This window comes from Leptolyngbya sp. DQ-M1 (assembly GCF_039962505.1).
Classification (GTDB): domain Bacteria; phylum Cyanobacteriota; class Cyanobacteriia; order Leptolyngbyales; family Leptolyngbyaceae; genus Leptolyngbya.
Window position 1 is genome coordinate 28,638 of sequence record NZ_JAMPLJ010000009.1, and the last position, 23,482, is coordinate 52,119.

Consider the following 23,482-nt stretch of genomic DNA (forward strand, 5'->3'; position numbering starts at 1 on the left):
TAGGGTCACGACACGAAAAAGAAGCCCTCTAGAGCGATCTAGGGGGCTGCAGCTTTGGTTAGTCCGTCCACTCCTCCTCGTCGTCGCCACTATCATCTGGTACTGATTCAGGCGTGACAGTAGCTTCCTGCACTGGCTTGATGGTTGTTCCTGTTAGAAGCTCACTCGCTTTGAGTGTCAGCACAAAAGCAATAGTCTCGATCGCGTTGTCCCTGAGATTCGGGTAAGCGTTCCAAACAATGTCTAAGTCGCGCTCAATCTGTCCCGTAACCGTAATGGTGATCCGTCGCTTAGCGGTGGGCATTTGTCTAGCGTCCTCCAACTGACACGGGAGATTTTACATCCCACAATTCGCCCAGCGTCTGAACAGAAGCAAAGTCTGAACTATCGGCAAGGATGCACCCGCGCTCAAAAGCCCAATCTCCCGCCCTGTCGCCTAACGCCAGCTTGAGAAGCTCGGAGCCGCCGCCAATTAATAGAACATTGCCCGATAGTCCCTCTTCTCTAGCAATCCGTCGCAACTTAGGCAGAAGCGCGATCGCGTTCTCATCAAACCAAGATGGGACTACATCAGCCAGCAGCGGGAGCAGATCAACGCCTCTGAGTGATGTCTCTCCCTTAGCTAAGCAAAGCGCTAGTAGTTCAACTACGGGCATTGATTTGCCTCCTTGAGCGTCGATACCTGCTGCAAACTTGGGATGATTCAGAACTTTGGTTAGCAACTGTTCAGCGCCATTCTCAAGCAAAGATGAGTACCCATCAACGCCACGGACAGAACCAAGCACAGTACCGTAGCCAATATCGAGAACGATATCCGCATCGCTTTTCTTAAGTACGATCGATGCTTCTGGGAATACCTCAACGTTTTTAACCCTGAGTTTCAACTGCTTGCCCTTGATGACAATCTTGCGACCTTTCACCGCCGCTTCATAAGTTGCCTTAAGGCTTGGGCTGCACACGGGGGAGACAATCGAAAGGTTTTCAATCTCGATATCATTTCCGATACTTACTCTAGCCATTAGCTCCGACAGAATACCCGCCAAAACTACGGGGAAGTGATCTACCTTGCCTTGTGCCCCTGCTTCGCTTGGTCGGATAGCAACGCCTAAACCAACCTTGGCAACCGCAGCGCCATAAAGCCACTCAACGCCATCCACCACAACCGGATCAGCTTTGCCGCGATTCTGCACAATCATCGAAGCAAACTTGCCGAGATAGTTGCGCCCGTCCTCTAAGTGAGCCATCCATTTAACGCTGCCGTTTCCCCGGTCGATCGCTAGAGATAGTTTCATTTTTGATTGTCTCCTGATTTTTCTTGATTTCTGTGAGTGCATTAAGTGTCGTTAGGTGCTGCACTTGTCTACACTTATTGTAACCTTGTCACGATTCTGTACAAGCACGTACTTGCGAACACAATCCCTCGTTATACCCGCTCACCTGTGACATTTCCTAACGCTATCCACTGGAAAATAAGCGGTATAACTTAACATTAATTAAGGATGTTTGTAGAGAGATAAATCTGCATCGGATAAATCGGATGATTTCATCGGATAACCCCATCGGATACGTAGGATGCCTATCCGATGGTTAATTATTGCCACCCATCCGACATCCGACGCATCCGATCATGCGGGTTAAATGTTCCCTGAAAGCTCTAACATCCGGCTAAACATTTGCATTTCATTCTCGTAGCTCTCGACATATTCGCAAATTACAAATGGCGTATCCTTGCGCCCTCTGCTACGGTATCGGGCTGGAAATTGCACGACTTCCCCTTTTACCCGCCAGATGTGCCCCTCGTAAGGGAAATGCTCACCTTTGACGGGCTTGGCATTAAATCCAACCAGGAATTGCCCTCGCACTTTTACAAGATCGATCGCGCTCATCTGCTCCGCTAGGCGATCCGGTAGATAGAACGCGCACAAAATCCAAAGGCGAGGTTGTTTTACTGTGATGTGATTTTCGATCCGTGTTGCCGCGATCGCTTCTGAGAATTCCATTTGCAAAAGTCCTTAAGGGTTAGAAGTCGTAATCGTCCGTGTCGGGCTGTGCGATTGCAGCCGAGTATTTACCCTCGGATTCTTGGAGAAATCCTTGAGTCACCAATAGATCGAGCAAGCTCTTAAGCCTGTCCGATGGGATGCTTGGATCGTTCTTCAATCTGTGGATATTGCTTCTGATGTCTGAGGGTCGGTAAGACTCATCGGACTTCTTCTTGAGCCAATCAATTACGAGCGCTGCAACCTCTAGTGACTTCGCTTTCCAACTTGGGAATGCAGCCTTAAGCTCTCCCTGAGATGATGCAATCTCGATCGCGCTTTCCTCAACCTCGTGTTCTGCGCTAGGAGCGTTATAAAGTCGCTCTAAGTCCTGCGCTGTCGCTGTGGGCTTATGTTCAACAATCTCGACGGGCGTTGCTTCTGATGCTAGAGAAACCAGTTGCGAGATGTCTGCAACCTTGCCGTCAATCAAACAGGGACGATCGTATTTGGAGATATCAAGCTTCAATTCTTTTGCTTGCGCCTCAGCAAAGCCCTTGAGATAGACATAACTCAAGTTATCTCTTAGGGAGCCTTCGCCCTCAATCCCTAACGTCTTCACCTCTTGCCCTTGAGCAAGCAGAATCAGCCTAACTTTGCTTGTCCGTCCTGCTCGGATGATGAATTTCAAATCTTTGACGACATCCAAACCCAAATCCTTGCAGCCAGCAACGAAAGTCGGCACTTCATCCAAAATCACGTTGATCGGTAGAAAGTTATCGTCGCCCGTTGTGTTCATCTGGGCTTCGCGTTGTTTAACAAGTTCGCTCAGTCCTGCGATGTTTGCGGCGATCGTGGGGAAGTCATAAGGCAGTCCGATCACCTGCATTCCTTGAAAGTCTTTTGGTTTCCGCTTGGGAGTAATAACCAATGTAGAGCCGTTCAAGAACCGCCCCAACTTCTCAGCTAGATAGGTTTTTCCGCTGCCCGTCTTTCCCAGAATAAGCAAATGGGGAAAATCATCATAGGCAGAGTTTAGTAAGCTCCAATCGAACAGCTTTGATTCTGCGGTCGCGATCGGGAGAGTGAAGCTTTGGTTCTCCTGGGGTGCATTCGTCCGACTCTCGACAGGCGCGATCGCTTTAGCAGGTTGCTCGATAGGTTGGTTCTGAGTCCGCGGGTCATTCTCAACCGTGAAGCACAACCCATCTAGAATCCGTAGGTACTCACGCGCCATCAAATTTGCATCAGCACTTCCCGCGTCTGCATAGGAATCTAAAAAGATATCCCAAGCGGCGATCAGGTTCTTTGCTTCGATGCCCTTGAGATGACATCCAAACATCAGATCCAACATCGTCGGGCATTGCTTCAGCGCTCTTAATTCTATTTCTCGTCGGGGGATGCACTGATTCGCTTCCTTATATGCAAAGAACGCGAGTGCAGCCGCACCGATTGGCAAAGCTCCCACAAGTCCCAGAGTCCCGCCGCCAATCAACCCAATCACGCCGCCTGCAGCCGCTAGCCATTTTGATGAACTGGCGACGGATACCGTTTGTGAGTAAGTCTGTTTTGCGATCGGTGCGAGGTTTTCTAAAGCTTCCTTGACTGTCCAGCCCTGCTCCTCTACGAGATGACCAAACAAAGATTCATCGGGGGCGGCGGCGTGTCGGTCGGTTGTACTTTGGTTGTACCGCGTTAGATTAGACATGGTTGATTACTCCTGAAACTTGATCAACTGAGAAAACCCTAGAGACAGCCATCTCTAGGGTTCTGATTTACTTCTGTAGGTCTTGCGCTGCGGTTGCTTTCAACCTGCGCTGATGCTCGCGATAGTGCCGAGACTGGCGCGCCGTGAGTCGTAACTGCTTCATCCAGGACGAGAACTTGAGGCAAATTTCAAAACCTACGATCGCGATGATTGCTCCAATGATGCCGGGGACATTCAGAACGCCACCCGTAAAGATTTGGAACGCCCACAACGCGCCGATCGTTTCAATGCCGTAGGCAATAGCGCTTGCCCCTTGCATATCCTGGAACAGCTTTTCAGATGAACGCTTTGCCATATCAACCGCTTGGGGGAGCAGGCTAGGACTGTTCTGATCTGCTTTGGGTTGTGCGACTGGGGAGAGTTTCAGCTTCACCGCTAACTTTTCAGCCATACCGGGGAAGTAGGAATCCAATCTGGGGAAGATTTCGAGCAGTTGTAAGCCAGTTCCTAAGACGATCGATAGAGTCATGCCAGCGAAGTAATCAAGGGGAATCGGTAGGCTCCCCGCTAGTGCTGGAACTAGCAAACGACTGTAGGCGTGGATTCCGATAGTTAGGCAGATCCCCGCGCCGACATAACCCGCAGTCATCAGCACTGAGGGGCTGAGCAAACGAGTAACAATATCCTCGATCGCGTCTCCTAGATGTGCGCCTGCATCGATGCCGACTCCCTTCTCTGGCTTGTGCTTCGTTGTCTTAGGGTTGAAGCGCTGCGCGTCGAAATCGCTGTTTCCGCTATGGGATTGAGGTGTAGATTTGCCAGTCGTTTTCATCGAATTAATCCTCGTTGTTGTAGTGCTTGGTTTAACTGCTCGATCGGTGCTTGTTTGATGCCCTTAACCGTCCCCAAATAATCAACTTCAGCCGTATAGCCTGATCGACTGCATAGGGTTGTGCCCTTGGGTAAACGCCGTTTACTGATTCGCCCAGTTGGGTCATAGTAAGCGTTTGCGCCTTCCACCAATGGGTAGCGCTCGTTAATCAGGATGCAGCGCTTAGCTCGGTCTAACGCGATTCTGATATCCTCCGATTGCTTTGATTGCTGCTGTTCTTGGCTGGTCTTCTGCTGTAGCTCTGATTCCGATTGGCGGTAGAGCGTGATTGCACTAGGCGCGATCGTGAGTACGAGAATAAAACCCAGTGCTGGAACTTGCCATCGGAGCGGTAGGTTTAGGCTCATTGGCGCGCCTCCTGAAACTCATGCCAGAACTGCTCTGAAGCCTTAACCGTTGCATAGCCAATTAAGGGGACTCTTGGAGCCATCCAGAGAAGCGCTAGAGCGATTAATACCCACCCGATGAAGTTTGATCGTTGCTCTGGGTTCATCTCGCGTACACTCCATCTCGCAACTGCTCAGTGAGTGCAGCAATTAAACTCAAGGCATCACCTGGATCGATTTCCTCAACAATTGATGCTGCCCTAGCGAGGTTGGGGGACATTGGGATCTCATTCCAGTGGGCTGTATCAGGGATCGTCAGGTTATTACTGTCATCTGCTAGCCAGAGCGAGAGGGTTGTAATCAGCGCCAATTTATCGTTAGCGGCGAGCCTTTCGAGTGAGTCTCCAAAAGCGTGGATCAGGTGGTGGGATTCTGTGCAATTCGTGTAGTAACCAACGGCTTTAGGCATAATTGAAAAATCCTCAAATGATTTGCGTTGTTTGTTGGGTGAGCCGTCCTGGTAGTGGGTAGCTGTAGGACGGCTTCAGACTGTTCTATCGTTTAGCGTTGAAATCTTTGATCATCGGGCGATTCTTGACTTCCCGATAGACCCTGCTTCCCGGTGCGACTTGGGTAAAGACTGTCCCAGGCGCGATCGTGGGTTTTGCGTTTTGGGAGCAGGCAGATAATGTCGCGGTGATTGCGAAGCCTGTTAGCAGTGAAATTGAGAGTCGAGTAAGTAAGCGTTCCATCTTAGAAATAATCCTCATTTGGTAGTGGGTGATTGCCTACCGGAGTCGTGAAAGGTTTCCGGTAGGCATTAGAATTTCGCCTGTGTATTACGCCTCAGTGCTTCCGGTAGCTTTCGTTTTTTCGTTGCTCGATCTCGGTAGGTTCTACCAGTGACATCTCAGTCATCAAATGGAAACTTGCGAACCATCGGAGCCGCGCTTTGTCGCCTTGGATTTCCTGGATCTGACCTCGAGCAAATGCCGATAAATGCCCTGGGCACTCGCGCCAGCAGACAAAATCGCCAACCTTAAACATTGGTCATCCCCTCCACTTGAGCTAGAGATCTCTGCATCCGGTCTAGTACCTCAATCTCCGACGGGGGCGCATCCTTCAGCTTTGTCTCTAGGAGTGAGGCAAGCCTCCCCAGACAAACGATCGTGTCTAGTCGCGAGACTTGGGGGATCTGCTTGCGTCTGGAGACAAACCCATCGAAGCTTCTAACCTCGATCGACGCTCCCGAAACAATGGACTGCGAAACGCTCGAAGCAAGGAAGCAAACATCGGTGAAGCTTGCCTTGAGAAAAGAATCGCCGCCGTAGAAATTGGCGATCTGGGTAAACAGTTCAGACATTGATTAGCCCCTCCGATTGGGTGAATAGTGCTGATTCCGTTTGTCGTCTCCAGCCCGATACCGCCGCAGAGATCAACAGTCTCCGAGCATTGGCATCGCCTGATTGAGCCGCCTTAAGTAGTTCATTAGGTCGTGCCCCGCTTGCGCTTGCGTAAAGGTTGAGCGAGTCTTGAAACAGCTTGCGGTTAACTCCCCGCTTGCGTGGGACTGACTTCTCCCCAAGGACGATCGCGAGGTAGTTTGAGAAAATCTGATCCATTCCGGTTGCGTTGATCTCTGTAGTGGTCATTGCTCTTAGTTCTTAGTGATTGAGTATGTAGTGAGTCAATCTGAGTATCGAGGGAGCCTTAATACAGTTCCGTGTTGATAACGGAACTGTATTAGCCCGTCTTTAGAACGGCAAAATCGATGCAAAGTGGCAAGCCTTACGCTTTGGGTGAGTCTTGGCATCGTCGCCAAAATCAGCCCTAGCCTTGAGCAAACAAAGATTTGAACTAGAGCAATACTCTCTGCACTGGGCGCAGGTTGGAACCGTTGCCATTTGTACTATCATTGTGAAAACCTCTGTCATACATGGGGTTAAGCCGTCCCAAATGTTTATCAGGCAGCAGGGGCGGCTTTTACATTTCTGGAAGAATCCAGAGGATCGCCATCTACAGGTGATGGACAATCTCTGAAATCTTTTGAACTTTGCCCCTGGACTTATCGGAGTGATCCGCCTCATCTCGCTTAACGGGGTCATTGGGTTTACTTGGTTCTGTGTTCCCTTATGGGTTCCGGTGTCTCTGGCAGGCTCATCGCCGCCCCCTGTTTCCGGGGTGTCTTGGGGTTGGCTCTCCCCTCGCTTAATTCAATAGTACATCAAGTGACATCACTTATGCATCACTTAGACATCATTTGATTTTATTGATGAATGGTAGATCTATAGGATCAAGTGATGTCACTTATTAACACTTAGACATCTTTACGCTGTAAAGTAGTGAGGATGATCAATAATTGATGAGGAAAAGACAATGACTGCCTGTAGAGAAGGGTCGCCAACGCTAGAGATGCCAAAGGGACAGAGGTTTACATTTACGATCGAGCCTGACTTATACGAACCGTTACGGGCGCAGGCAAAGAAGGAGCGGAGATCTATTGGATCTCTGCTTAACTTTCTGGCGGCTAAGTATTTAGAAGATCAGCAAGGTTTAGAGATTGAACCAACGCTTCAGCATGGAGGAGATCGCAAGTCCACCCAGAACCAAGAGGACACCGAAGCATGAGCGAGATCAACGAAGTTAGCTATTTGCACGAATTAGCTTCTCACATTGGAGAGGATGCACTATCGCTTGCGAGATATGTGCTTGACCTCAACAATGGAGACCCACGAAAGAGTTCTGAAGTAATCAAAGCTCAGTTAAAGCTTTTGACGAATGCTTATGAAGCAAGATCTGAACTGCTCACCTACCTCAACTACGGAATCAAAAATCAGGTTCCTCCTTTCAACTCGGATACGCCTGATATAGCGGCTTATACTGCGGAAATGCTTTCAAAGTATGGCAATGATCTTCTCGCAGTTCTTGAAGCAGTCAGAAGTGAGATGGAAATGCTTGACCATCAGATAAGCAAGCTTATAAAAGCTAAGGGGTGGATCGAAAGGTCTTTAGTTCCCTTAGACCGGGAAGATGATCCAGAGGAGTGGGAAGAGATCTGTACTGAGGATACCGAAGCATGAGCAAGACCCTAAGCACCGCCCAAAGTTTTATCGTTGATCTCGCGATCGCTTCCCAAGCTTTTCTGAAGGAATGCGCCCAAGCCAACCGATGCGCGATCGATGAGTTGGATGAAGAGATGATCCGAGAGTACGCAGCAACGCAGGTGAAAAGAAAAAAGTAGGGTTTTTACCGCTACGGGTAAAAAGCAAATCCCCCGACAGGCAAAAGTACGTATCGGGGGATTAATTTGTGGAACAGATAGGAGGCTTGTAAGTTATTCTTTGCAGAATAAACCGACCCAGGGCAGGGCTTCCCTCCCTCTCAAGGTGGTGTGTCTGCGAGCACGACCTCGGTACAAATAAAGGCTCTAGATAATTAGGAGAGCAGCTTATGAAGAAATACACTTGTACAGTCTGTGGCTACACTTACGACCCCACTGTAGGAGATCCAGATAGTGGGATTGCGCCAGGTACAGCTTTTGAGGATATTGCTGAGGATTGGGTCTGCCCGGTTTGTGGTGCGGCAAAAGAGGATTTTGAGTTGGAGGAGGGCTAGATAGATCTTGCGGTCGGGCAGCAGTTCCGGCTGAAGTCCAAACCTAACAGTGGCAGAAGAACGAATGATCGCGTTATCCTTGGGTCGCACTGATGGAGCGGTGACAAATGGAAAGCGGCGATCCTAAAGCTGAATCAGCAAGACAACTTTCAAATCTAGAGGAAGGCGATATCGTTGTACTAACGCTTGATCCTGGGTTCCATACAGAGCAGCCAAAGCTTGGGTCACTCAACAGACCTGCTGTAGAAAGAACTGCAAGGATCACTCTCAAACTTGCCAACTCATTCACGGTCGAGAACAGACGCTTCTCGACTTCAAGCGGGAAAGAGATGATGAACGTTGGGAACGGTTGGCGCATTGATGCTGACAGTAAAGCTTTTATTTCAGTGCCGACTCCAGAACAACTTGAAAGACTCCCAGATCCCGATGGCAACTACACGGAAGCTCAGATACGTCGAAGAAACGAGAAGACAGTAGCAGAGATTCTAGAGGAGATTAAGCAGTATTTAGATGTAGATTCAAACGAGTTGAGAGAGAGAGTAAGAAACATTAAATATTTTCTTAAAGATGATACTCAGAAAGAAATCACCAGAGAAATCAGCAGTGATGTGATTATCGATCTTGCTGATGAAAATCGAGATTTGAAAAAGAGACTTGCTCAACTCGTACCGTTAATAGAGGATGCCTTAAAGGTGGCGGTATATCACGGTGTAAAAACTGGAGCAATCAAATAACCGCGCTTGCGGAAACTAAAGAACCTTCTCAGCACAACATTTTGATTTGATGAAGCGAGCGATCGTTCTCCCTGAGAATTCCGCTTTAGGCTGCATCATGAGTGCGTTGCGTTGGGAAAACACATGAGCGGCAGAACATTGTTTATCGTAGCCGTACTGATTGGCTCAACTTGGGCGGGTAGCCTTGTGGGTCGTCAGATTGGTAATAAATTCTTAGGGACGGTCTTTGGGTTCTCCGTTGGGTGTTATGCCCTCGGAGCCACTAAGAAGCAGACTTTTCTCTAGGTCTTCCATTATCAAAATGAGAATCCCCTATAGGAGATCGTTCTCGAAGGGCGAAATTATAGGGTGATTCTGATTCAGGAGTCTAAACCTAGTAGAATCATCGGTAGCAGACGGTGATTGCTAAAATCGCTTTTTCATCTCAAAAAAGTTTACTAGGACGTGGAGGTCTTTGAAAAGCGGGTGCAACAGGTGCAACAGTTGGAGGACTCAAGAGTAGATTTACTAAACTCTGAACGATTTCGTCAACTTTCTCATCCTTAAGTGTGCCGTATTTCTTCTGTATGGTTGAAGTAGCGGCAGTATAAATAATATCAGGTCTGACATAAGAAGGATTGAAACTATCGATGTACCCCTCTTTGAAATCTTTCACCTGAATCTTAATTAGGTTCTGCCGATGTGATTTAGATGTGATATAGGCACAAACGAACCCACCTGAATCAGAAGGGGCAAGAAGCAAAACAGGTCTTAATTTTTCTTGCTCAAAATCTTGTTGATACGGAAAGGGAGCGCATACAACATCGCCCTTCTTGTAGAAAATAGCTGGATCAGACAAGGCGATAGCTCCTCAGCCGCAAATCAATCCTCAAAGAAGGCAGGATGATTGGCTACAGAAATCGCCTGTATGATCTCCTGATCCTCTGCTTCTGACTCCTCTCTCAAAGACTCGATCAATCTTGTAAGAAAACCAGCAGCGCTCCGGATTCTAACCCTAAAACTCTCTTTTCGGTTCTCGATTGTCTTAACTGTGCCTGATTTTTTACGTGCCTGTTTTATGACATCGTAAAGCAGGGGTAACAGTGCCTCCAAAGTCTCAAAATCGAAAAAGGGAATATTGTCTTCAAGAGCATCACCGAAGCGCTCTAGACCTTCTGCCCACTCACCTAACTGATTTGTTTGGGTGAAGTCATCATACTGGCTAATTTCTTCTAGGGTTTTAACGCCTTCACGTAGTCCAGCTAAACTTCTTTTATGTACTGAAAGGAACAAGCGAAGAGAGTCATAAACTTCATCAGGCAGAAAAAATCTTCTCCTATGGTGAAGATCATGAAACTTTCTAATCTCGATTAATGCAACTTCAGTGACTTGATTAAGTTGATAGAACAAATGATTTTCAGTGAACTGCTTCGCTCTATCTACTAATACTTGTATACTAGCAGCATCATCAGCCGCCAAAGCCTCATCGGATTCTATGTCATAACACTGCTCTAGAGAAGCTACAGACGAGGAAAGACTTTGAAGCTGGCTTTCGATCCCGTTAACCTTCTCTATGAATTCACAGATTTGCACTACTGTCTCAGTTTTCACAAATTTGCCTCAAGGAGAAAAAACTAACGCTATAGAAAGCTTCACGATTCCATGATAGACACATCGAGCGCAAGAGTCACGAAAGTTTAAGAAAGCACTACATTCGATAAAGCTGATGACCTCCTATTACTCAGGCTTATGAATCGGCTTAAGGCAAATCCCAAGTAAGACGGTTAGACCTTATTTAGTGAACACCCCTCGACGGCTGCAATCGAGTAGTCCTAAGTCTCCTGGCTGAAGATTACGCGCTCCCTTAAACAGATCGACGTGCAGGTGTGGACCCGTCCCGATTCCCGTCTCTCCACTCTTCCCGATCTCTACCCCTCGCTGGACTTGTTGCCCTACCCTAACCGCCATTGAATCTAAATGTGCATAGCGACTTACGACATCTCCCTGATGCTTGATGTCGATCCGGTTCCCATAGCCGCCTGCGTAAGCTGCATGAGACACAACCCCGTTTGCCATTGCGTAGATAGGTGTCCCAATGGGTGTAGCGAAATCTGTGCCTGAGTGCTTCCCGTAAGGTCTAGGATCGCCCACAACAGATGAAACCTCGAAACCTGCGCCTAATGGCATTTGCCAGCCGTTGAGACTTGGGACATTCCCCACGGGCATCCCAGTAGAAAGGCTCATCGACTCATCCTTGACTGATACCGCCGTGTAAAGTTGCAGGGTTGTCGTTGCAGCGCTATAGGAATGATCAACCTTATCGACTACCCAAACACGATTAAGGAAGGGCGTAAATCCCCTAGTTCTTACTGCCTGCATCGGTTGGATACTTAAAGACTCGTTGCTTAAGGGAATCACGACGACCGTAGGTAATCCCCTTACCCGCTTCCATTTAGCTTGTGCCTTGTCGATCGCTTGCTCCGTTCCCGCCTGTAGTTTTCCCGTGGGTTGTTTGGCGGCCGCTCCGGTAACGTCCTTAGATTTAGTTGGATCGATGTCGGGCTTGCTCTGTACCATCTTCCCGGTGATTGCGTCGATATCAACCTTAGATCCAACCGTTTGCGCCGTCCACGTCCCAAAATCCTGGGAGGTACTATCGACGGCTTGATCCTTTGTCACTAGCGAGATTACATTCTGTCGATACTCAAGAACGAGCGTTGTATCTTGCAGGTTCTGGAGTGACTTCACTACGAGAGTCGTAGAGGTTTCCGATAGGACTAGCCCCGCTCTTTCCGCTTCCCGCTTGAGGAGTTGATAGTCGCTGATGCCATCTTGGGAGACAAACTCGTAATAAACATCATAGGTCGCCTGATAGTCCAGCTTAAGCCCTTGATTCTTGGCGACTTGCTCGGCTATCTGGCGAAAGGTTTTGCCCTGAAATGTTTTATTACGGGGTCTACGGTTCAGAATCCATCTGATGCCTACGCCTGACAGCGTTGTCCTGCCTGCGTTGAAATCGTAGTCCGTAGATTGGTGGAAGAACTCGAACATTGAGTCCCCCCACTGGATGATCAATCGATTGCCCTTAACTGGCTCGGTTTCGTTGCTTCCGGTCGTTGGTGTCGATGGAGCTTGTTTAAGGTCTGACTTTTGAGTAGGGGTAATGCTTCCCCCTTGGTAAAGCTTGAGACGATCGTTATAGTACGCCACGCATTCCGCCGTTGTCTTCGTACCTTGCCCCGGATAGCGATAAGGGGGGAGCGATGCCCACTCGTAGGAGACTTTATCTAACGCCGCCTCAACCCTTCCAGCGTCAACATCTCCTAGAGCGTTCCTTTGCTGGAGGAGATAGACCGCAGCTTTATCTTGATTGATCGGGGAGAAATCAGAAAGGCTTAACGCCCGTTTACAGTTCTCCCAAGTGGGGGGATCGATCGCCATAAACTGATAGCGACCGGACGCATTACTCACGCCGCCATACTTTAGCTCTCCTGTTAGATCGGGGTGATCCTTGTAACTGTTGAACAATCCCCCACCAAAGGTTGTCCGGTATCCGTTCTCTCCGGCTGTTCCTTCTGCCCAAGCAATCATATCCAGGAACGCCGCACGATTAGGCGGGAGGCTAGTATCTGCAACTCGTGATCCACCCGTCGCGCTACTTCCAACCGATGAGCCTTGAGAAGTTGCGATGGGCTGCGACTGGCTTGGATCTCTTAAGATCGGAATCCCGCCGTTTACTAAAGAATGGGTGATTAGCTTGTCCGAGATCGCGCCTTCTGGATCTGCAATTGAAACCGCGCAAGTTGAGCTTAGGTTTTGCTGCCCGATCGTGATCGACACATCCAACAGGCTTGTAGACTTGTCGAAAAACTGCATAATCCCTTCGATACGGGCACTTAGCGGCATCTCATCAAATTCCATTAGTATCCTCCCCAAATTCAATCGATACGCCTTCCTGGTACTCATAGGGCTTGATCGAGATAGTGCCGCGGGGGACTAGATAGAACTTCCCGCCCCAATAGATAAAGGCTTTTTGCTCGCTTAAGTTGATCTCGGAGCCATCGGGCAAAGGGAATCGCGTGGGGTCAATGTTCAAAAGCATTACTTTTCTCCAGATAAGTTAGGAACGCCCCGCTAGGAGCGCTCTAGGTGGTTATTGCATCAACGCCCGGATAATCTCGCGATCTCGCCGTTCTTGTTTGGTCTTCTGCTTGCGTTGCTCGGCTTTGGCAAGCTCCCCCAATGAGCGCGTTATGGACTCGGCAAGTGAGGCTTGGAAATCGTCAAGTGAGGCTTGGAAATCAGAAACTTGAAGGTCGGACATATGCTTGAGATTCCTCGATTGTTGCGTCTTCAACGGGTTCGGGCTGGCGAATCGTGTCTAGCTGTGGATCGCTGTAGTGGGCGGCGATTTCCTCCGGCGTTCTCGGAGCCGAGATCATGCAATCAGCGATCGCGTAATATCTGCCTTCAAGCCGTACAAAAGCGGTTGCTTTGGTCAAGTCCATCCATTGCCCACCGGGGAGCAGGTATCGTTTCGGGTCGGGTAATTTGGCTTTAGCCATTGGGATTTTCTCCTAGTTTTCGATTGGGTATGAGATGCCACGTTGATGGGCTGAGACTGCGATCCGGTTCAGCATTGCCTTCTCACGAATCAGCAGCATCAAGCCACGACGAGTCAGGCTCGACATATCGGTAGACTCTTGACGAGCGATCGACTTCAGCAATGCCGCATCTTTTTTGGTGAGCCGGATCGTGAGTCGTTCCGGGTATTTGGGGTCATCCATTGGAGAAATCAAGGGGTACACTCTTCTAGGGTGTCAGCCACAGTCGGACAAGATTAGGGACTCCCCACGGTCTCCTAGTGGGAGAGGCACAAAGGAACTGAAATATGTCTAGTAATAAAATTAAGACTGACAAAAAAGCGGATGCTGACAAAAAAGCGGATGCTGACAAAAACGTCAAAACTATTAAGACAAAAGTATTGCTGACTCCAGAGCAGCTTAGGATCTTCGATCGCTTGTGTGCTGAAGCAGATTGGATCTGGAATGAGGGATTAAAAGTCGCCTTTCAACTGCATAACCGTAGATACTACGACTGGCTTGACAAGCAGCTAGAGAAGCAGGGAATTGACACTGAAGGCATTATCAAAACTCCCATCTACTTGTCAGAATCTAATGCGTTCTCTGGGGCTTCATGCCGTATTGCAACCTGTGATCGTACCTGGGCTAGAGATCCTGATAATCCCATTACATACGTAAACAAAGCAGGTAAGACGTGCAAGAAGAACGGATACAAATTACTGAACGGCGGTAACAACTGGCAACGCATTCCCCCAGAGCCGTTTGAACCTGTAATCATCGCAGGCAAGGAACTCACGAAGCTACAGAACCTAGACAACGTAGGGCTACTCAATACTTTGAGAGAAGCTCAAGAACTGCCAAAATTAACGCCTAAATCTTCTGATTGGATCGGGGGAATAGTGGGAGTACAAGGGAAGCTGACAAAGGCATGGAAAGCTTATCTAGACGTGAAACAGAAAAAATTCTCTAAACCCAAATGGAGGGGACGGGATATTAAAACGGATTCCCTCATGCAGTCGCAAAAGCTGAAGTACGACCCAGAAATAAATGCGATCGGGGTTCAAACATTTGGAAAAATCCAGATTGCTGAAAAAGATTTTGTGAAGCGTCTCAAAGGTGAGGTAGGAAACTCCATCACGCTCATCAAGGAGCCGAGCGGATTTTACGCCTGTATCGCCATTAGCGAGAGCGTAGCAGAGAAGGCTAAGAAACCTACTGGCAGAATTGCGGGGATCGACCCTGGAGTTAAGAATATTGTCGTTTCTAGTAATGATTTGTTTGTAAAACCTGAACAGACGAGGGAGCGGCTAGAGCGGCATATTCTGAAGCATCAAAAGGAACTCTCAAGACTATACGAGAAGCGCCGTCAACGGTTGGAACTGCCTTCAACAAAGGGGTTTAAGCCTGAGTCACTGAAGGAAAAGTATCACGCGAAGCGTATTGCTCGACTACAAGAGCAAATGAGAAACTCTATCTCAGCTTTCAACCATAAGCTATCGACTCGTTTGACCAGAACGCACGACGAGTTGGCATGGGAGGATACAAACCTCCAGAATATGCTTCAGCAGCTTAAAGATGCTCCGATCGACGATCGTGGAAATTATGCGAAGAATGGACGATCCGCCAAGCGGGGTCTAAACAAGTCCCTAAAGCGTAGAAGCATTGGACAGCTTCGGGAGTTAACTAAACAGAAGATGGAGGCATCAGGGAAGCGCTTTGAACTATCTCCGGCTCCCTCATCTTCACAGCTCTGTCATTGTTGTGGACAGAAGGGCGATCGTAGGACGCAATCAGCATTCTATTGCTTGAACGAGGGATGTCAGTTGTTCTCTGTGGAGCAACACGCCGATCTGAACGCAGCGAAAAATCACCAGTCGTATTTGTGAGATCGATGAGGTAAACGGGTTAACATAGGTGTACCGTAGTTTGGACGGGATTCAGATATTTTTTCTGAAAAAGCATTCTTCGGAGTGCGATGGCTCGAAGCATGGCTAGAGCAAGGTGAGACCGTGAGGTTGAAAAGAATCTTGAAGGCTAAGATTCAAGATTTCCGCAGATATCCCGCAACATGGGAACAGCTCAGACTTAGCGCCCCAGAAAAAGCCGAACCATCGAAAATCTGACAAACCGAAGCGAGGATTCTCCGAAAGCCTTGATTTTTCGTTGGCAATTTTGCTCAAAAAACGACCTTTGCCAAAGTACGCTCTAGAAACCTTGCTACTCAAGGTTTTGCGAGGACGGAGTTGCAGTCGGCGCAATCTGGGCGGTAGGGCTGAAACAAGTGGAGTATCCCAAATTGTGACGGGCAGCCAGGGGGTTGCAGTCGGCGCAATCTGGGCGGTAGGGCTGAAACTTCAGGGTGAGAAAGGCGACAAGGGAGATAAGGGAGACCAGGTTGCAGTCGGCGCAATCTGGGCGGTAGGGCTGAAACACTATAGTGCTGCTATAGTTCCTCAGTCTCAATCATTGGTTGCAGTCGGCGCAATCTGGGCGGTAGGGCTGAAACTCCTGAGAATAGGTGTCTAACCCTGAGACCACAATGGTTGCAGTCGGCGCAATCTGGGCGGTAGGGCTGAAACATCAAAATGGTATTTGCTTTTTTAGACGATGAAGAAGTTGCAGTCGGCGCAATCTGGGCGGTAGGGCTGAAACGACTGTCTGATCTAGAAGAAGAGGAGGCAGATTTAGTTGCAGTCGGCGCAATCTGGGCGGTAGGGCTGAAACTAGATTCGACTCGATTTGTTTGCCGATCCCTTGAGCGTTGCAGTCGGCGCAATCTGGGCGGTAGGGCTGAAACTTCCGAAAAGACTGAAGAGATAAGCTATCTGGATGCGTTGCAGTCGGCGCAATCTGGGCGGTAGGGCTGAAACATTCAATTGGAGAAGATAGCGATCGCGCTCAAGTTGCAGTCGGCGCAATCTGGGCGGTAGGGCTGAAACACGGGATCGCAACGTTGTCAGGGAATTGAAAGCTATAGTTGCAGTCGGCGCAATCTCGGCGGTAGGGCTGAAACTATGGCAAACAGAGGGCAACGGACTTTCCCAGATCCGGGATTAGCGAGGGCACTGATATTGAGCGGCAGACCCCATGAAGACTGAGGCAATTTTACTGATTTCATCCTCGCTTCTCGATACCGACACGCCTTGCTCAGCAATTCCCATTTCAAGCTGTTTCTGGTAAAGATAGGGTGCGCTGTGGGGATTCTGTCCACCATCCGAGTACCCACAGAAAGATTTGAACGAGTTCTCGACAAAGCTTAAGTCTTTTCCTAGTGAGCGGATCAGTACGTGGGTGTCCGTGTTGATTCCGCCTAACCATCCAGGAGCGCCCGCTAACTTTGCTGCATTGTCCAAAACGTCCTTGCTCATCGCCTCCGGTGAAAAGACGGGCTTGGGGGACGGGGTTGGGGTTGGAGATGCTTGTTCAACAGAAGCAGTCTTAGGTGCTGTCGGTTTTACTGCATTCTGGACGATAGCGATCGGGGAATAATACAGACTCAGCACTAGCCACCATCGAAACAGCTTGCCTTTACCCGTCTTGGCTCCAAGTGCCCAAATTGCGGGAAGTGCCAACACAGCCAAAACGGTCTTGATCTTGCCTTGCATCAATATTTCTCCATTTGCCTTGCTTCTATCTGCGCTTTAGGTCTCCGCAGAAAGAGATGTGAGCATAATCCTGGATATTGAGGATGCCCCCGCACATGGAGAGTGATCTTTGGGCTTTCTTGTCTCAGTGCGACCTTCCGGACACTAAAGCTTTATGCCATAGCCCATGAGAAATTGATAGCAGGCTTGGAGCCGTAGAGAATTGCTCTTGTGCCATCTGGGGAAAATCGAGCGCGCCAGACCCCATCGGACATCCAGACGCGGATCGGGTGATAAGCAAGACAGCCCGCCACGATTAACGCAGCCGATACCGGAATCGAGAGCAGCAAGACTTTAGGGCGGATCGTCCAAGGGGATAAGCTCATGAAAATCAGTAACGATAGGACTTCTCAAGCATAAAAAAACCGTCAAGCTCGACAGATGTAACGAGACAAAATTAACCAGGCTTAATATACCCAAACGAGAGATCGACCGCCGTCTATAACCCTTCCGCCATCCCGATGAGATAGCGTTACGAATTCCGATCAAGGAGCGAGATCTCGCTTTCCACCGTCCATATTGGGGTTTTACCCACGGAGATACTCGATGAGAAGACTCAATTTAATCGCGCTTACGCTCAGTTTTATTACCGCTGCAACCCCTGCCCTGGCCAAAACCTGCCCTCTTAGTCAAAGTGTTTACCGCGACGCAAATGGCAAAGGGTTCGAGTTGATGTTTGGCAAACCTGTTTCAGGCAGTTCCTTTTTTCATATCAGTGCCGTGATTAAGCGGGTTAAACAGGGCGAGTTATATCGGTTTGGGATGGGACAAGGGAATGGATATGGCTCGATTTTTCTGTCAGACCTCAAACAGAAGGAAGCTGGACAGGATAAAAGTTTTATCGTCAACTTCTTCAACAGCGATTTCACGTCTGCTTCCAGAAGCATCGGACGGGAGGTGCCCGCGCCCAAGTACGCTTTCATCAATGACTTAGGCAGTTACGACTACTACAGTCGAAGAGCTTCACTGTCTCAGAACAACCCGCCGTTAGGCGATACGATGTGGGTGTTCAATCGTTGTCAGAAGTGAACAGCGGGAAAGCGATTGACGATCTGATGAAGGGTGAGACCGTCAATCGCGCCGCTCCGACAGAATCCCCAAGTCGCTAGCCCAAGCATCAGCAGTAGGATAAGCCAAGCCTCGATCGTTCTGGGAGAGATCTAGAAAACATGAAAATTTGGCATTCTGTATCATAGCTCTATACCGTAGTCACGGCTTTCTTAAGGGATCTGAAACCCCATTGAAAAGCTGTGACTACCGTATTGTAGGATACAAAACGCCAGCCTGCCTCTTTATTCAGTTTTCGGTTCCTTGCTCACATCCTGCTCACAGCTTCAATGAGAGTGTTGGAACCCAAGGCGGCACCCAGATTCGAACTGGGGGTGGAGGTTTTGCAGACCTCTGCCTTACCACTTGGCGATGCCGCCAGATTGCATCTCTATTATTATATCACTTTGTACCGAATAAACGATCGCCCGCATCTCCTAATCCCGGAATAATATACCCGTGCTCATCTAATCCCTGATCGATCGCGGCTGCAAAGATCGGCACGTCTGGATGCTGCTCTTGAAAATGAGTAATGCCTTCAGGAGCCGCCAGAATACAGAGGAACTTAATTGATCGCGGATTCGTTTGCTTGAGACGATCGACTGCCGCGATCGCAGAATTACCCGTTGCCATCATCGGATCAACGACGAGCATATCGCGCTCTTCAGTATCGTCCGGGACTTTGAAATAGTATTCGATCGGCACTAGCGAATTGGGTTCCCGGTAAATACCCACGTGACCAACTCTAGCAGAGGGAATCAACTGCAAGATTCCATCAAGGATGCCTTGCCCGGCACGCATAATTGATACAACAACGAGCTTTTTGTCTGGGGCTAAAACTGGAGCCTCCATTTCTGCCATCGGAGTTTGAATGGTTTCGTAGCGCAAGGGTAGATCCCGCGTGACTTCATAGGCGAGTAACAGACTCAGTTCGGTCATCAGCGATCGGAACTTTGCTGTACTGGTCGATTCTCGCCGCATCAAACTGAGTTTGTGCTGAATCAAAGGATGCTCGATGAGGGTGAGGTTTGCAGCCATAGTTAAAAAACGGTTCCGTCGCTAGAAATTTGAATCGGGGGAGTTCCGCCGGGGCGGAGCGATGCGGCGATTTTGCGTCCGGCTGTCCAGGTTCCGCCTTGAAGAACTTTGACGAGAGGAAGCGCATCAGAGGTGAGATCAAGCTTCGTGCGAATGGTGTCGGCGATGCGATCGAGCAAACAAACGGTCAGCGCCCGCCATTCCACGATCAATTCTGAGTCTGGAGAATGCGGAATTTCTGCAAGCTGTAGATTTTTCAGTTGCAGCAGTCCGAGATCAACGCACAAACCACCATTGCGATATTCGGGGAGTCCGGTCATTTGGTCAAGATCAGTAATTGTGATTCCTAGATCTTGCAAGGGTTCAAGCAGGGAGTAGGTGAGCCACTGCGAGAGCTTGTGAAACGGGATTAGTTGGTCTGTGTCTTCACCGGGTAAAGCGGAATGATGCCAGACATCGCCTAAATTTGTGCCGTCGATCGACAATCTCCCTGACCAGATGTCACCGAAACCGAGCAGAACCGCATTTAATACCGTCACAGCCGAAAGCTCGCCTTGATGCGTCTGATGCCTCAAATAATCCACTAGATTGCCAGGGCGAGGAGAATCACCAAAGAGATCCGGGAATTGCTTGATCGTATGTCCCAGTTTTCGCAGCAGGTGCGATCGTCCTTCGAGTCCCACTAAAGGATTTTCAGGAGTCACCTGGAAAAAAGCGGCAATCTTTTCCGGGGTAATCTGCTTGAGTCCCTCGGCATCGGTTCGATAGGGTTGGGTCGAGAACGCACCTTGGCAAAAGGCATCGAATGACGCGATCGCTAATCCCTCGGATCTTGTCCAAGTTTGTTCCGTAGAAGATTCAAGGTATTGCCAGCGATCGCCCGCCCCGGCATCCAGCAAGACACTCGGAACGACTAGATCGAATTTGGCTTTCGCTTGATCGACTGGAGATAAGTTCTTTAACGCCTGTTCAAGCTGCTGCACACGCGGAAAATTGCCGACTTCAAAGTGTCGCCAGCGACTGTGAAATGGAACCTGCAAATCGGGGTATTGCTGACGCATCACAGCGATCACATAGTCTGCAACTGCATCAAGCTGCGTCAGATCTAGCCGAAAGTAGGCGAGTTTATCCGCCTGTGCAAGCTCAAACAACTGAGAAGCACGATCGCGGATAGCTTTGGGCGATCGCAAATAGTCCACGAGATTAGTCACTCAGTCCTCGTCCTTTAATCTCAGCTAAGGCTTCTTCGGTGAGAATTTCGCTTTCGGTGTAATATCCGGCGGCTTTTTTCGCCTCGATTTCGACCATTGCATCAGCCGGAATCAGTTCTTCGGGAATCGGAACTCGCGTGACGATCTCGATTCCCGATCGCGTCACCGCATCGTGTTTCATGTCGCTCATAGAAATAAAGCGATCGATGCGAGTAATTCCCAACCAGTGCAGCACATCGGGCATGAGTTCCTGGAAACGCATATCCTGGACACCCGCTACACATTCGGTTCGGGCGAAGTAGGCATCGGCACGATCGCCGCCCTCTTGACGTTTACGCGCGTTGTAAACGAGAAATTTTGTCACTTCACCCAGGGCGCGTCCTTCTTTGCGGAGATAGACGATTACGCCCGCACCGCCTTGCTGAGCGGTTTGTACACACTCTTCAATCCCGTGAACCAGGTAGGGACGACAGGTGCAAATGTCAGAACCAAAGACATCTGAACCGTTGCACTCGTCGTGAACGCGCACCGTTAAGGCACGATTTGGATCAGCGATCGCCTCAGGATCACCGACGATATAAACGGTAATGCCACCGATCGGAGGCAGAAACACTTTGACATCTGGGCGAGTGACGAGTTCGGGGAACATGCCGCCAGTTTGCTCGAATAACGTGCGGCGGAGAAGACCTTCTTCAACGTTAAGCCGTTTTGCTATTCCGGGCAGATACCACACCGGCTCGATCGCGGCTTTCGTCACGACTAAATCGCCGCCTTTTTTCATAATTTCGCCATCTTCGCGCAACCGACCCTTGGCGATCGCGTCTTGCAGTTCTGGCATATTGATGTGGGCTTTGGTAATCGCGATCGTCGGTTTGATGTCATACCCCTGATCGTACAAATCGCGATACACCTCGCCAACGATCGCACCAAAAGGGTCGATCGACACGATCTTATCTGGATCAGACCAAGCGGGATGAGGATGGAGCAGCGCGGCAGGAGCAGTATTGGTTAGATCAGCGCGATGGTTGGCATCGAGTTTGCCACTGGCAACCGCAAGCGCACGATAAACCGCATAAGAACCGGAATGCGTCCCGATCACGTTCCGATGAGCCGGGGTGGTAAGCGTTCCGATGATGGCACCGCGTTTAATCGGATCAGCTTCGCCCCAGTGAATCGCGATCGACTTCGAGAACTTAGCAGGATGGGAGGTGAGAACGATCGGCTGTGAACGTTTAATCGGTTGTGAACGGTTGGGCTGACTCACCATAGACACTCTCTCGCACCGAATCAGGATTTGAAACCCCGATCGTAGCAAGAGTGTTGATGGATGCATAGTGTCTTAGGTGGCAAACCTCGAAAATTTCTTGTAGATAAATCTTTTAGAAACGACTGAGAAACTTCTGTTGTATAAATTTCAGGTCTTGGTGGGTTAACCACAAGCCGGGTGGCGGCATTTTCAGCACAACAGGGTAGCAAATCCAAACGGAGACGAGCCGAATCATTGTTGAACCCAGCAGCGCTAAACCCATTCCTAACAATCCAAACATCGGAGTGAGGATCAAAATCAAGGGAGCGCCCAACATCAAGCCAATGCCTTGAATCAGGGTGACGATTCCCGGCCGATCGGTTGCCATGAATGCTTGTGAAAGAATGATTGCGGTGCCACCGAGAACCGTTTCGATCGCTAACACCCGAAAGATGGGAATCGCTGCCAGATAAGCCTCTCCGTACAGTAAGTGCAGCACACCTGGAGCCAAAGCCATCATCGAAATTGCCATCAAAATCGCCAACATTCCGCTAATTCTGGCGGCTCTACTTGTCAGTTCAACCACTTCTGAAACGGGACGGGCTGCCGCTTTGGGAAATAGCACCGTTACAAAAGAACTTTGCACCACATACAGCAATTGACACAGACTAAACGCGATCGCATACAGCCCCATTGCGGCAGGAGCCAGGACACTAATCGCTAGCACTTGCTGAATTTGTCCTGCCAACGCGCTGATCAAATCAATCCCATACGCCCGAAAACCATAGTGCACTAATCGCTGAATCGAGTGCTGAATCTGCGTAAAGCGAATCGTAAAAAATCGCTTCGCACAGGCAATCATCCAAACCAGCATTGGGATTCCGGGGAGCCAGTAGGACAGAACAGCGGTGAAGGGCGTGAGTTGTTTTGTCACCGCCAAAACAATCAGCAGTGCCAAGGTACTCAGCGGGGGAAGATAGCGAATTTGATTGGCGATCACAAATTCATCGCTAGCTTCCATTGCCGATCGCAGCACTTCCGTAAATACTACCAGCGGCACCGCTACCATAAGTCCTTGGGACAAGTGAATCGCTTCGGATGGATATTTTTGCATCAAAAACGGAATCGTGATGACTCCAATGACACCGCTAAAAACGCTAATAAACATGCCCAAGAAAACCGCAGCAGAAAAGGTTTGCGATCGCTCTTGAGGATATCGCTTCAAGGTATATAACAATGCACTGGGTAATCCAAGCGACAATGAATAAGCAAAGAACTGGGGCCAAATCGCCATTGCCGCTTGCTCTCCCCGTCCCGCAGGGCCTAAGATGCGGGCAGTAATGGTTCCTGTTGCAATATTCACGACAATGATCAATGCACGAGCCGCCAGCGTTTGAACGATCGCGGCTGTACCATCCCGTCCGCGCAGAGACCTAGTTCCACGCTGTACCCAAGTCGAAATTAAGTTTCTCATGCACTC

General features: G+C 49.3%; 32 protein-coding genes, 1 tRNA gene and 1 CRISPR repeat array. Of the genes, 8 read left to right on the top strand and 25 right to left on the bottom strand.

Translation table 11 applies throughout. The features are described from left to right. Positions 1 to 58: 58 nt before the first annotated feature. From NC981_RS21590 to NC981_RS21640, 11 genes are all read right to left on the bottom strand, one after another. Complete coding sequence (locus NC981_RS21590; protein WP_348244796.1) at positions 59 to 304, bottom strand: hypothetical protein; 246 nt, start codon at positions 302 to 304, stop codon at positions 59 to 61. A gap of 4 nt (positions 305 to 308) precedes the next feature. After that, positions 309 to 1,292 carry a hypothetical protein gene (locus tag NC981_RS21595; RefSeq protein WP_348244797.1) on the bottom strand — a complete coding sequence of 328 codons (984 nt, stop codon included), beginning with the start codon at positions 1,290 to 1,292 and terminating at the stop codon, positions 309 to 311. 342 nt (positions 1,293 to 1,634) lie between these two features. Beyond that, positions 1,635 to 2,000 carry a hypothetical protein gene (locus tag NC981_RS21600; protein WP_348244798.1) on the bottom strand — a complete coding sequence of 122 codons (366 nt, stop codon included), beginning with the start codon at positions 1,998 to 2,000 and terminating at the stop codon, positions 1,635 to 1,637. A gap of 19 nt (positions 2,001 to 2,019) precedes the next feature. Beyond that, positions 2,020 to 3,687 carry a type IV secretory system conjugative DNA transfer family protein gene (locus NC981_RS21605; protein ID WP_348244799.1) on the bottom strand — a complete coding sequence of 556 codons (1,668 nt, stop codon included), beginning with the start codon at positions 3,685 to 3,687 and terminating at the stop codon, positions 2,020 to 2,022. Between the two features lie 67 nt (positions 3,688 to 3,754). After that, on the bottom strand, positions 3,755 to 4,519 hold the full coding sequence (locus tag NC981_RS21610) for a hypothetical protein (RefSeq protein ID WP_348244800.1): 765 nt from the start codon (positions 4,517 to 4,519) through the stop codon (positions 3,755 to 3,757). Beyond that, on the bottom strand, positions 4,516 to 4,926 hold the full coding sequence (locus NC981_RS21615) for a hypothetical protein (protein ID WP_348244801.1): 411 nt from the start codon (positions 4,924 to 4,926) through the stop codon (positions 4,516 to 4,518). The genes NC981_RS21610 and NC981_RS21615 overlap by 4 nt, the downstream gene beginning before the upstream one ends. Next, positions 4,923 to 5,072, bottom strand: a complete 150-nt coding sequence (locus NC981_RS21620; RefSeq protein WP_348244802.1) for a hypothetical protein — start codon at positions 5,070 to 5,072, stop codon at positions 4,923 to 4,925. The genes NC981_RS21615 and NC981_RS21620 overlap by 4 nt, the downstream gene beginning before the upstream one ends. Continuing rightward, entirely contained in the window at positions 5,069 to 5,374 is a 306-nt protein-coding gene (locus NC981_RS21625; protein WP_348244803.1) for a hypothetical protein, read from the bottom strand. The genes NC981_RS21620 and NC981_RS21625 overlap by 4 nt, the downstream gene beginning before the upstream one ends. Before the next feature lie 85 nt (positions 5,375 to 5,459). After that, positions 5,460 to 5,657, bottom strand: coding sequence for a hypothetical protein (locus NC981_RS21630; protein ID WP_348244804.1), 198 nt, complete (start codon positions 5,655 to 5,657; stop codon positions 5,460 to 5,462). 287 nt (positions 5,658 to 5,944) lie between these two features. Beyond that, a complete protein-coding gene (locus tag NC981_RS21635; RefSeq protein ID WP_348244805.1) occupies positions 5,945 to 6,268 on the bottom strand; it encodes a hypothetical protein in 324 nt (107 codons plus the stop codon). Next, positions 6,261 to 6,557 carry a hypothetical protein gene (locus NC981_RS21640; RefSeq protein ID WP_348244806.1) on the bottom strand — a complete coding sequence of 99 codons (297 nt, stop codon included), beginning with the start codon at positions 6,555 to 6,557 and terminating at the stop codon, positions 6,261 to 6,263. The genes NC981_RS21635 and NC981_RS21640 overlap by 8 nt, the downstream gene beginning before the upstream one ends. 724 nt (positions 6,558 to 7,281) lie before the next feature. Here NC981_RS21640 and NC981_RS21645 point away from each other — a divergent pair. The 6 genes from NC981_RS21645 (at position 7,282) to NC981_RS21670 (ending at position 9,539) form a co-directional block, all read left to right on the top strand. Continuing rightward, on the top strand, positions 7,282 to 7,533 hold the full coding sequence (locus tag NC981_RS21645) for a hypothetical protein (protein ID WP_348244807.1): 252 nt from the start codon (positions 7,282 to 7,284) through the stop codon (positions 7,531 to 7,533). Next, the gene (locus NC981_RS21650) at positions 7,530 to 7,985 is read left to right on the top strand and encodes a hypothetical protein (RefSeq protein ID WP_348244808.1); all 456 of its coding nucleotides are present in this window, start codon (positions 7,530 to 7,532) and stop codon (positions 7,983 to 7,985) included. The genes NC981_RS21645 and NC981_RS21650 overlap by 4 nt, the downstream gene beginning before the upstream one ends. Continuing rightward, on the top strand, positions 7,982 to 8,146 hold the full coding sequence (locus NC981_RS21655; RefSeq protein WP_348244809.1) for a hypothetical protein: 165 nt from the start codon (positions 7,982 to 7,984) through the stop codon (positions 8,144 to 8,146). Before NC981_RS21650 ends, NC981_RS21655 begins: the two co-directional genes overlap by 4 nt. Before the next feature lie 209 nt (positions 8,147 to 8,355). Beyond that, positions 8,356 to 8,520, top strand: a complete 165-nt coding sequence (rd, locus tag NC981_RS21660; protein ID WP_348244810.1) for a rubredoxin — start codon at positions 8,356 to 8,358, stop codon at positions 8,518 to 8,520. A 107-nt stretch (positions 8,521 to 8,627) separates the two neighbouring features. Further along, positions 8,628 to 9,254: a hypothetical protein gene (locus NC981_RS21665; RefSeq protein ID WP_348244811.1), complete on the top strand. Its 627-nt coding sequence runs from the start codon at positions 8,628 to 8,630 to the stop codon at positions 9,252 to 9,254. A gap of 123 nt (positions 9,255 to 9,377) precedes the next feature. Next, on the top strand, positions 9,378 to 9,539 hold the full coding sequence (locus tag NC981_RS21670; RefSeq protein ID WP_348244812.1) for a hypothetical protein: 162 nt from the start codon (positions 9,378 to 9,380) through the stop codon (positions 9,537 to 9,539). A gap of 139 nt (positions 9,540 to 9,678) precedes the next feature. Here NC981_RS21670 and NC981_RS21675 read toward each other — a convergent pair whose 3' ends face one another. From NC981_RS21675 to NC981_RS21705, 7 genes are all read right to left on the bottom strand, one after another. Beyond that, positions 9,679 to 10,092, bottom strand: coding sequence for a type II toxin-antitoxin system PemK/MazF family toxin (locus NC981_RS21675; RefSeq protein ID WP_348244813.1), 414 nt, complete (start codon positions 10,090 to 10,092; stop codon positions 9,679 to 9,681). Between the two features lie 23 nt (positions 10,093 to 10,115). After that, the gene (locus NC981_RS21680) at positions 10,116 to 10,844 is read right to left on the bottom strand and encodes a hypothetical protein (RefSeq protein WP_348244814.1); all 729 of its coding nucleotides are present in this window, start codon (positions 10,842 to 10,844) and stop codon (positions 10,116 to 10,118) included. 180 nt (positions 10,845 to 11,024) lie between these two features. Continuing rightward, on the bottom strand, positions 11,025 to 13,154 hold the full coding sequence (locus tag NC981_RS21685) for a peptidoglycan DD-metalloendopeptidase family protein (RefSeq protein ID WP_348244815.1): 2,130 nt from the start codon (positions 13,152 to 13,154) through the stop codon (positions 11,025 to 11,027). After that, positions 13,144 to 13,335, bottom strand: a complete 192-nt coding sequence (locus NC981_RS21690) for a hypothetical protein (protein ID WP_348244816.1) — start codon at positions 13,333 to 13,335, stop codon at positions 13,144 to 13,146. The genes NC981_RS21685 and NC981_RS21690 overlap by 11 nt, the downstream gene beginning before the upstream one ends. 51 nt (positions 13,336 to 13,386) lie before the next feature. After that, complete coding sequence (locus tag NC981_RS21695; protein WP_348244817.1) at positions 13,387 to 13,557, bottom strand: hypothetical protein; 171 nt, start codon at positions 13,555 to 13,557, stop codon at positions 13,387 to 13,389. Next, positions 13,535 to 13,798 (bottom strand): hypothetical protein, encoded by a 264-nt coding sequence (locus tag NC981_RS21700; protein ID WP_348244818.1) that lies wholly within the window; start codon positions 13,796 to 13,798, stop codon positions 13,535 to 13,537. The genes NC981_RS21695 and NC981_RS21700 overlap by 23 nt, the downstream gene beginning before the upstream one ends. Positions 13,799 to 13,810: 12 nt before the next feature. After that, the gene (locus NC981_RS21705) at positions 13,811 to 14,020 is read right to left on the bottom strand and encodes a hypothetical protein (protein ID WP_348244819.1); all 210 of its coding nucleotides are present in this window, start codon (positions 14,018 to 14,020) and stop codon (positions 13,811 to 13,813) included. Positions 14,021 to 14,124: 104 nt separating this feature from the next. On the opposite strand from NC981_RS21705, the gene NC981_RS21710 reads away from it, so the two are divergent. Continuing rightward, positions 14,125 to 15,702: a transposase gene (locus tag NC981_RS21710; RefSeq protein WP_348244820.1), complete on the top strand. Its 1,578-nt coding sequence runs from the start codon at positions 14,125 to 14,127 to the stop codon at positions 15,700 to 15,702. Positions 15,703 to 16,058: 356 nt separating this feature from the next. After that, positions 16,059 to 16,829: direct repeats of the CRISPR family, unit length 37 nt; unit sequence GTTGCAGTCGGCGCAATCTGGGCGGTAGGGCTGAAAC. A gap of 40 nt (positions 16,830 to 16,869) precedes the next feature. Here NC981_RS21710 and NC981_RS21715 read toward each other — a convergent pair. Together NC981_RS21715 and NC981_RS21720 are read right to left on the bottom strand one after the other, a co-directional pair. Further along, complete coding sequence (locus tag NC981_RS21715; RefSeq protein ID WP_348244821.1) at positions 16,870 to 17,421, bottom strand: hypothetical protein; 552 nt, start codon at positions 17,419 to 17,421, stop codon at positions 16,870 to 16,872. A 152-nt stretch (positions 17,422 to 17,573) separates the two neighbouring features. Continuing rightward, positions 17,574 to 17,786 (bottom strand): hypothetical protein, encoded by a 213-nt coding sequence (locus NC981_RS21720; RefSeq protein WP_348244822.1) that lies wholly within the window; start codon positions 17,784 to 17,786, stop codon positions 17,574 to 17,576. Positions 17,787 to 18,006: 220 nt separating this feature from the next. On the opposite strand from NC981_RS21720, the gene NC981_RS21725 reads away from it, so the two are divergent. Continuing rightward, positions 18,007 to 18,489, top strand: coding sequence for a hypothetical protein (locus NC981_RS21725; protein WP_348244823.1), 483 nt, complete (start codon positions 18,007 to 18,009; stop codon positions 18,487 to 18,489). 327 nt (positions 18,490 to 18,816) lie between these two features. On the opposite strand, the gene NC981_RS21730 is transcribed toward NC981_RS21725, so the two are convergent. From NC981_RS21730 to NC981_RS21750, 5 genes are all read right to left on the bottom strand, one after another. After that, positions 18,817 to 18,887, bottom strand: a tRNA-Cys gene (locus NC981_RS21730). 22 nt (positions 18,888 to 18,909) lie between these two features. Continuing rightward, positions 18,910 to 19,545, bottom strand: a complete 636-nt coding sequence (gene upp / locus NC981_RS21735) for a uracil phosphoribosyltransferase (protein ID WP_190375108.1) — start codon at positions 19,543 to 19,545, stop codon at positions 18,910 to 18,912. A 2-nt stretch (positions 19,546 to 19,547) separates the two neighbouring features. Beyond that, complete coding sequence (locus NC981_RS21740) at positions 19,548 to 20,756, bottom strand: URC4/urg3 family protein (RefSeq protein ID WP_348244824.1); 1,209 nt, start codon at positions 20,754 to 20,756, stop codon at positions 19,548 to 19,550. Further along, positions 20,749 to 22,023, bottom strand: coding sequence for a GTP cyclohydrolase II (locus NC981_RS21745; protein ID WP_348244825.1), 1,275 nt, complete (start codon positions 22,021 to 22,023; stop codon positions 20,749 to 20,751). The genes NC981_RS21740 and NC981_RS21745 overlap by 8 nt, the downstream gene beginning before the upstream one ends. A gap of 112 nt (positions 22,024 to 22,135) precedes the next feature. Further along, positions 22,136 to 23,476 carry an oligosaccharide flippase family protein gene (locus NC981_RS21750; RefSeq protein WP_348244826.1) on the bottom strand — a complete coding sequence of 447 codons (1,341 nt, stop codon included), beginning with the start codon at positions 23,474 to 23,476 and terminating at the stop codon, positions 22,136 to 22,138. Between the last annotated feature and the right edge of the window lie 6 nt (positions 23,477 to 23,482).

Coding starts and splice junctions, on each gene's coding strand:
- NC981_RS21590 (WP_348244796.1), bottom strand. CDS start 304: ATGCCCACCGCTAAGCGACGGATCACCATTACGGTTACGGGACAGATT.
- NC981_RS21595 (WP_348244797.1), bottom strand. CDS start 1,292: ATGAAACTATCTCTAGCGATCGACCGGGGAAACGGCAGCGTTAAATGG.
- NC981_RS21600 (WP_348244798.1), bottom strand. CDS start 2,000: ATGGAATTCTCAGAAGCGATCGCGGCAACACGGATCGAAAATCACATC.
- NC981_RS21605 (WP_348244799.1), bottom strand. CDS start 3,687: ATGTCTAATCTAACGCGGTACAACCAAAGTACAACCGACCGACACGCC.
- NC981_RS21610 (WP_348244800.1), bottom strand. CDS start 4,519: ATGAAAACGACTGGCAAATCTACACCTCAATCCCATAGCGGAAACAGC.
- NC981_RS21615 (WP_348244801.1), bottom strand. CDS start 4,926: ATGAGCCTAAACCTACCGCTCCGATGGCAAGTTCCAGCACTGGGTTTT.
- NC981_RS21620 (WP_348244802.1), bottom strand. CDS start 5,072: ATGAACCCAGAGCAACGATCAAACTTCATCGGGTGGGTATTAATCGCT.
- NC981_RS21625 (WP_348244803.1), bottom strand. CDS start 5,374: ATGCCTAAAGCCGTTGGTTACTACACGAATTGCACAGAATCCCACCAC.
- NC981_RS21630 (WP_348244804.1), bottom strand. CDS start 5,657: ATGGAACGCTTACTTACTCGACTCTCAATTTCACTGCTAACAGGCTTC.
- NC981_RS21635 (WP_348244805.1), bottom strand. CDS start 6,268: ATGTCTGAACTGTTTACCCAGATCGCCAATTTCTACGGCGGCGATTCT.
- NC981_RS21640 (WP_348244806.1), bottom strand. CDS start 6,557: ATGACCACTACAGAGATCAACGCAACCGGAATGGATCAGATTTTCTCA.
- NC981_RS21645 (WP_348244807.1), top strand. CDS start 7,282: ATGACTGCCTGTAGAGAAGGGTCGCCAACGCTAGAGATGCCAAAGGGA.
- NC981_RS21650 (WP_348244808.1), top strand. CDS start 7,530: ATGAGCGAGATCAACGAAGTTAGCTATTTGCACGAATTAGCTTCTCAC.
- NC981_RS21655 (WP_348244809.1), top strand. CDS start 7,982: ATGAGCAAGACCCTAAGCACCGCCCAAAGTTTTATCGTTGATCTCGCG.
- rd (WP_348244810.1), top strand. CDS start 8,356: ATGAAGAAATACACTTGTACAGTCTGTGGCTACACTTACGACCCCACT.
- NC981_RS21665 (WP_348244811.1), top strand. CDS start 8,628: ATGGAAAGCGGCGATCCTAAAGCTGAATCAGCAAGACAACTTTCAAAT.
- NC981_RS21670 (WP_348244812.1), top strand. CDS start 9,378: ATGAGCGGCAGAACATTGTTTATCGTAGCCGTACTGATTGGCTCAACT.
- NC981_RS21685 (WP_348244815.1), bottom strand. CDS start 13,154: ATGGAATTTGATGAGATGCCGCTAAGTGCCCGTATCGAAGGGATTATG.
- NC981_RS21690 (WP_348244816.1), bottom strand. CDS start 13,335: ATGCTTTTGAACATTGACCCCACGCGATTCCCTTTGCCCGATGGCTCC.
- NC981_RS21695 (WP_348244817.1), bottom strand. CDS start 13,557: ATGTCCGACCTTCAAGTTTCTGATTTCCAAGCCTCACTTGACGATTTC.
- NC981_RS21700 (WP_348244818.1), bottom strand. CDS start 13,798: ATGGCTAAAGCCAAATTACCCGACCCGAAACGATACCTGCTCCCCGGT.
- NC981_RS21705 (WP_348244819.1), bottom strand. CDS start 14,020: ATGGATGACCCCAAATACCCGGAACGACTCACGATCCGGCTCACCAAA.
- NC981_RS21710 (WP_348244820.1), top strand. CDS start 14,125: ATGTCTAGTAATAAAATTAAGACTGACAAAAAAGCGGATGCTGACAAA.
- NC981_RS21715 (WP_348244821.1), bottom strand. CDS start 17,421: ATGCAAGGCAAGATCAAGACCGTTTTGGCTGTGTTGGCACTTCCCGCA.
- NC981_RS21720 (WP_348244822.1), bottom strand. CDS start 17,786: ATGAGCTTATCCCCTTGGACGATCCGCCCTAAAGTCTTGCTGCTCTCG.
- NC981_RS21725 (WP_348244823.1), top strand. CDS start 18,007: ATGAGAAGACTCAATTTAATCGCGCTTACGCTCAGTTTTATTACCGCT.
- upp (WP_190375108.1), bottom strand. CDS start 19,545: ATGGCTGCAAACCTCACCCTCATCGAGCATCCTTTGATTCAGCACAAA.
- NC981_RS21745 (WP_348244825.1), bottom strand. CDS start 22,023: ATGGTGAGTCAGCCCAACCGTTCACAACCGATTAAACGTTCACAGCCG.
- NC981_RS21750 (WP_348244826.1), bottom strand. CDS start 23,476: ATGAGAAACTTAATTTCGACTTGGGTACAGCGTGGAACTAGGTCTCTG.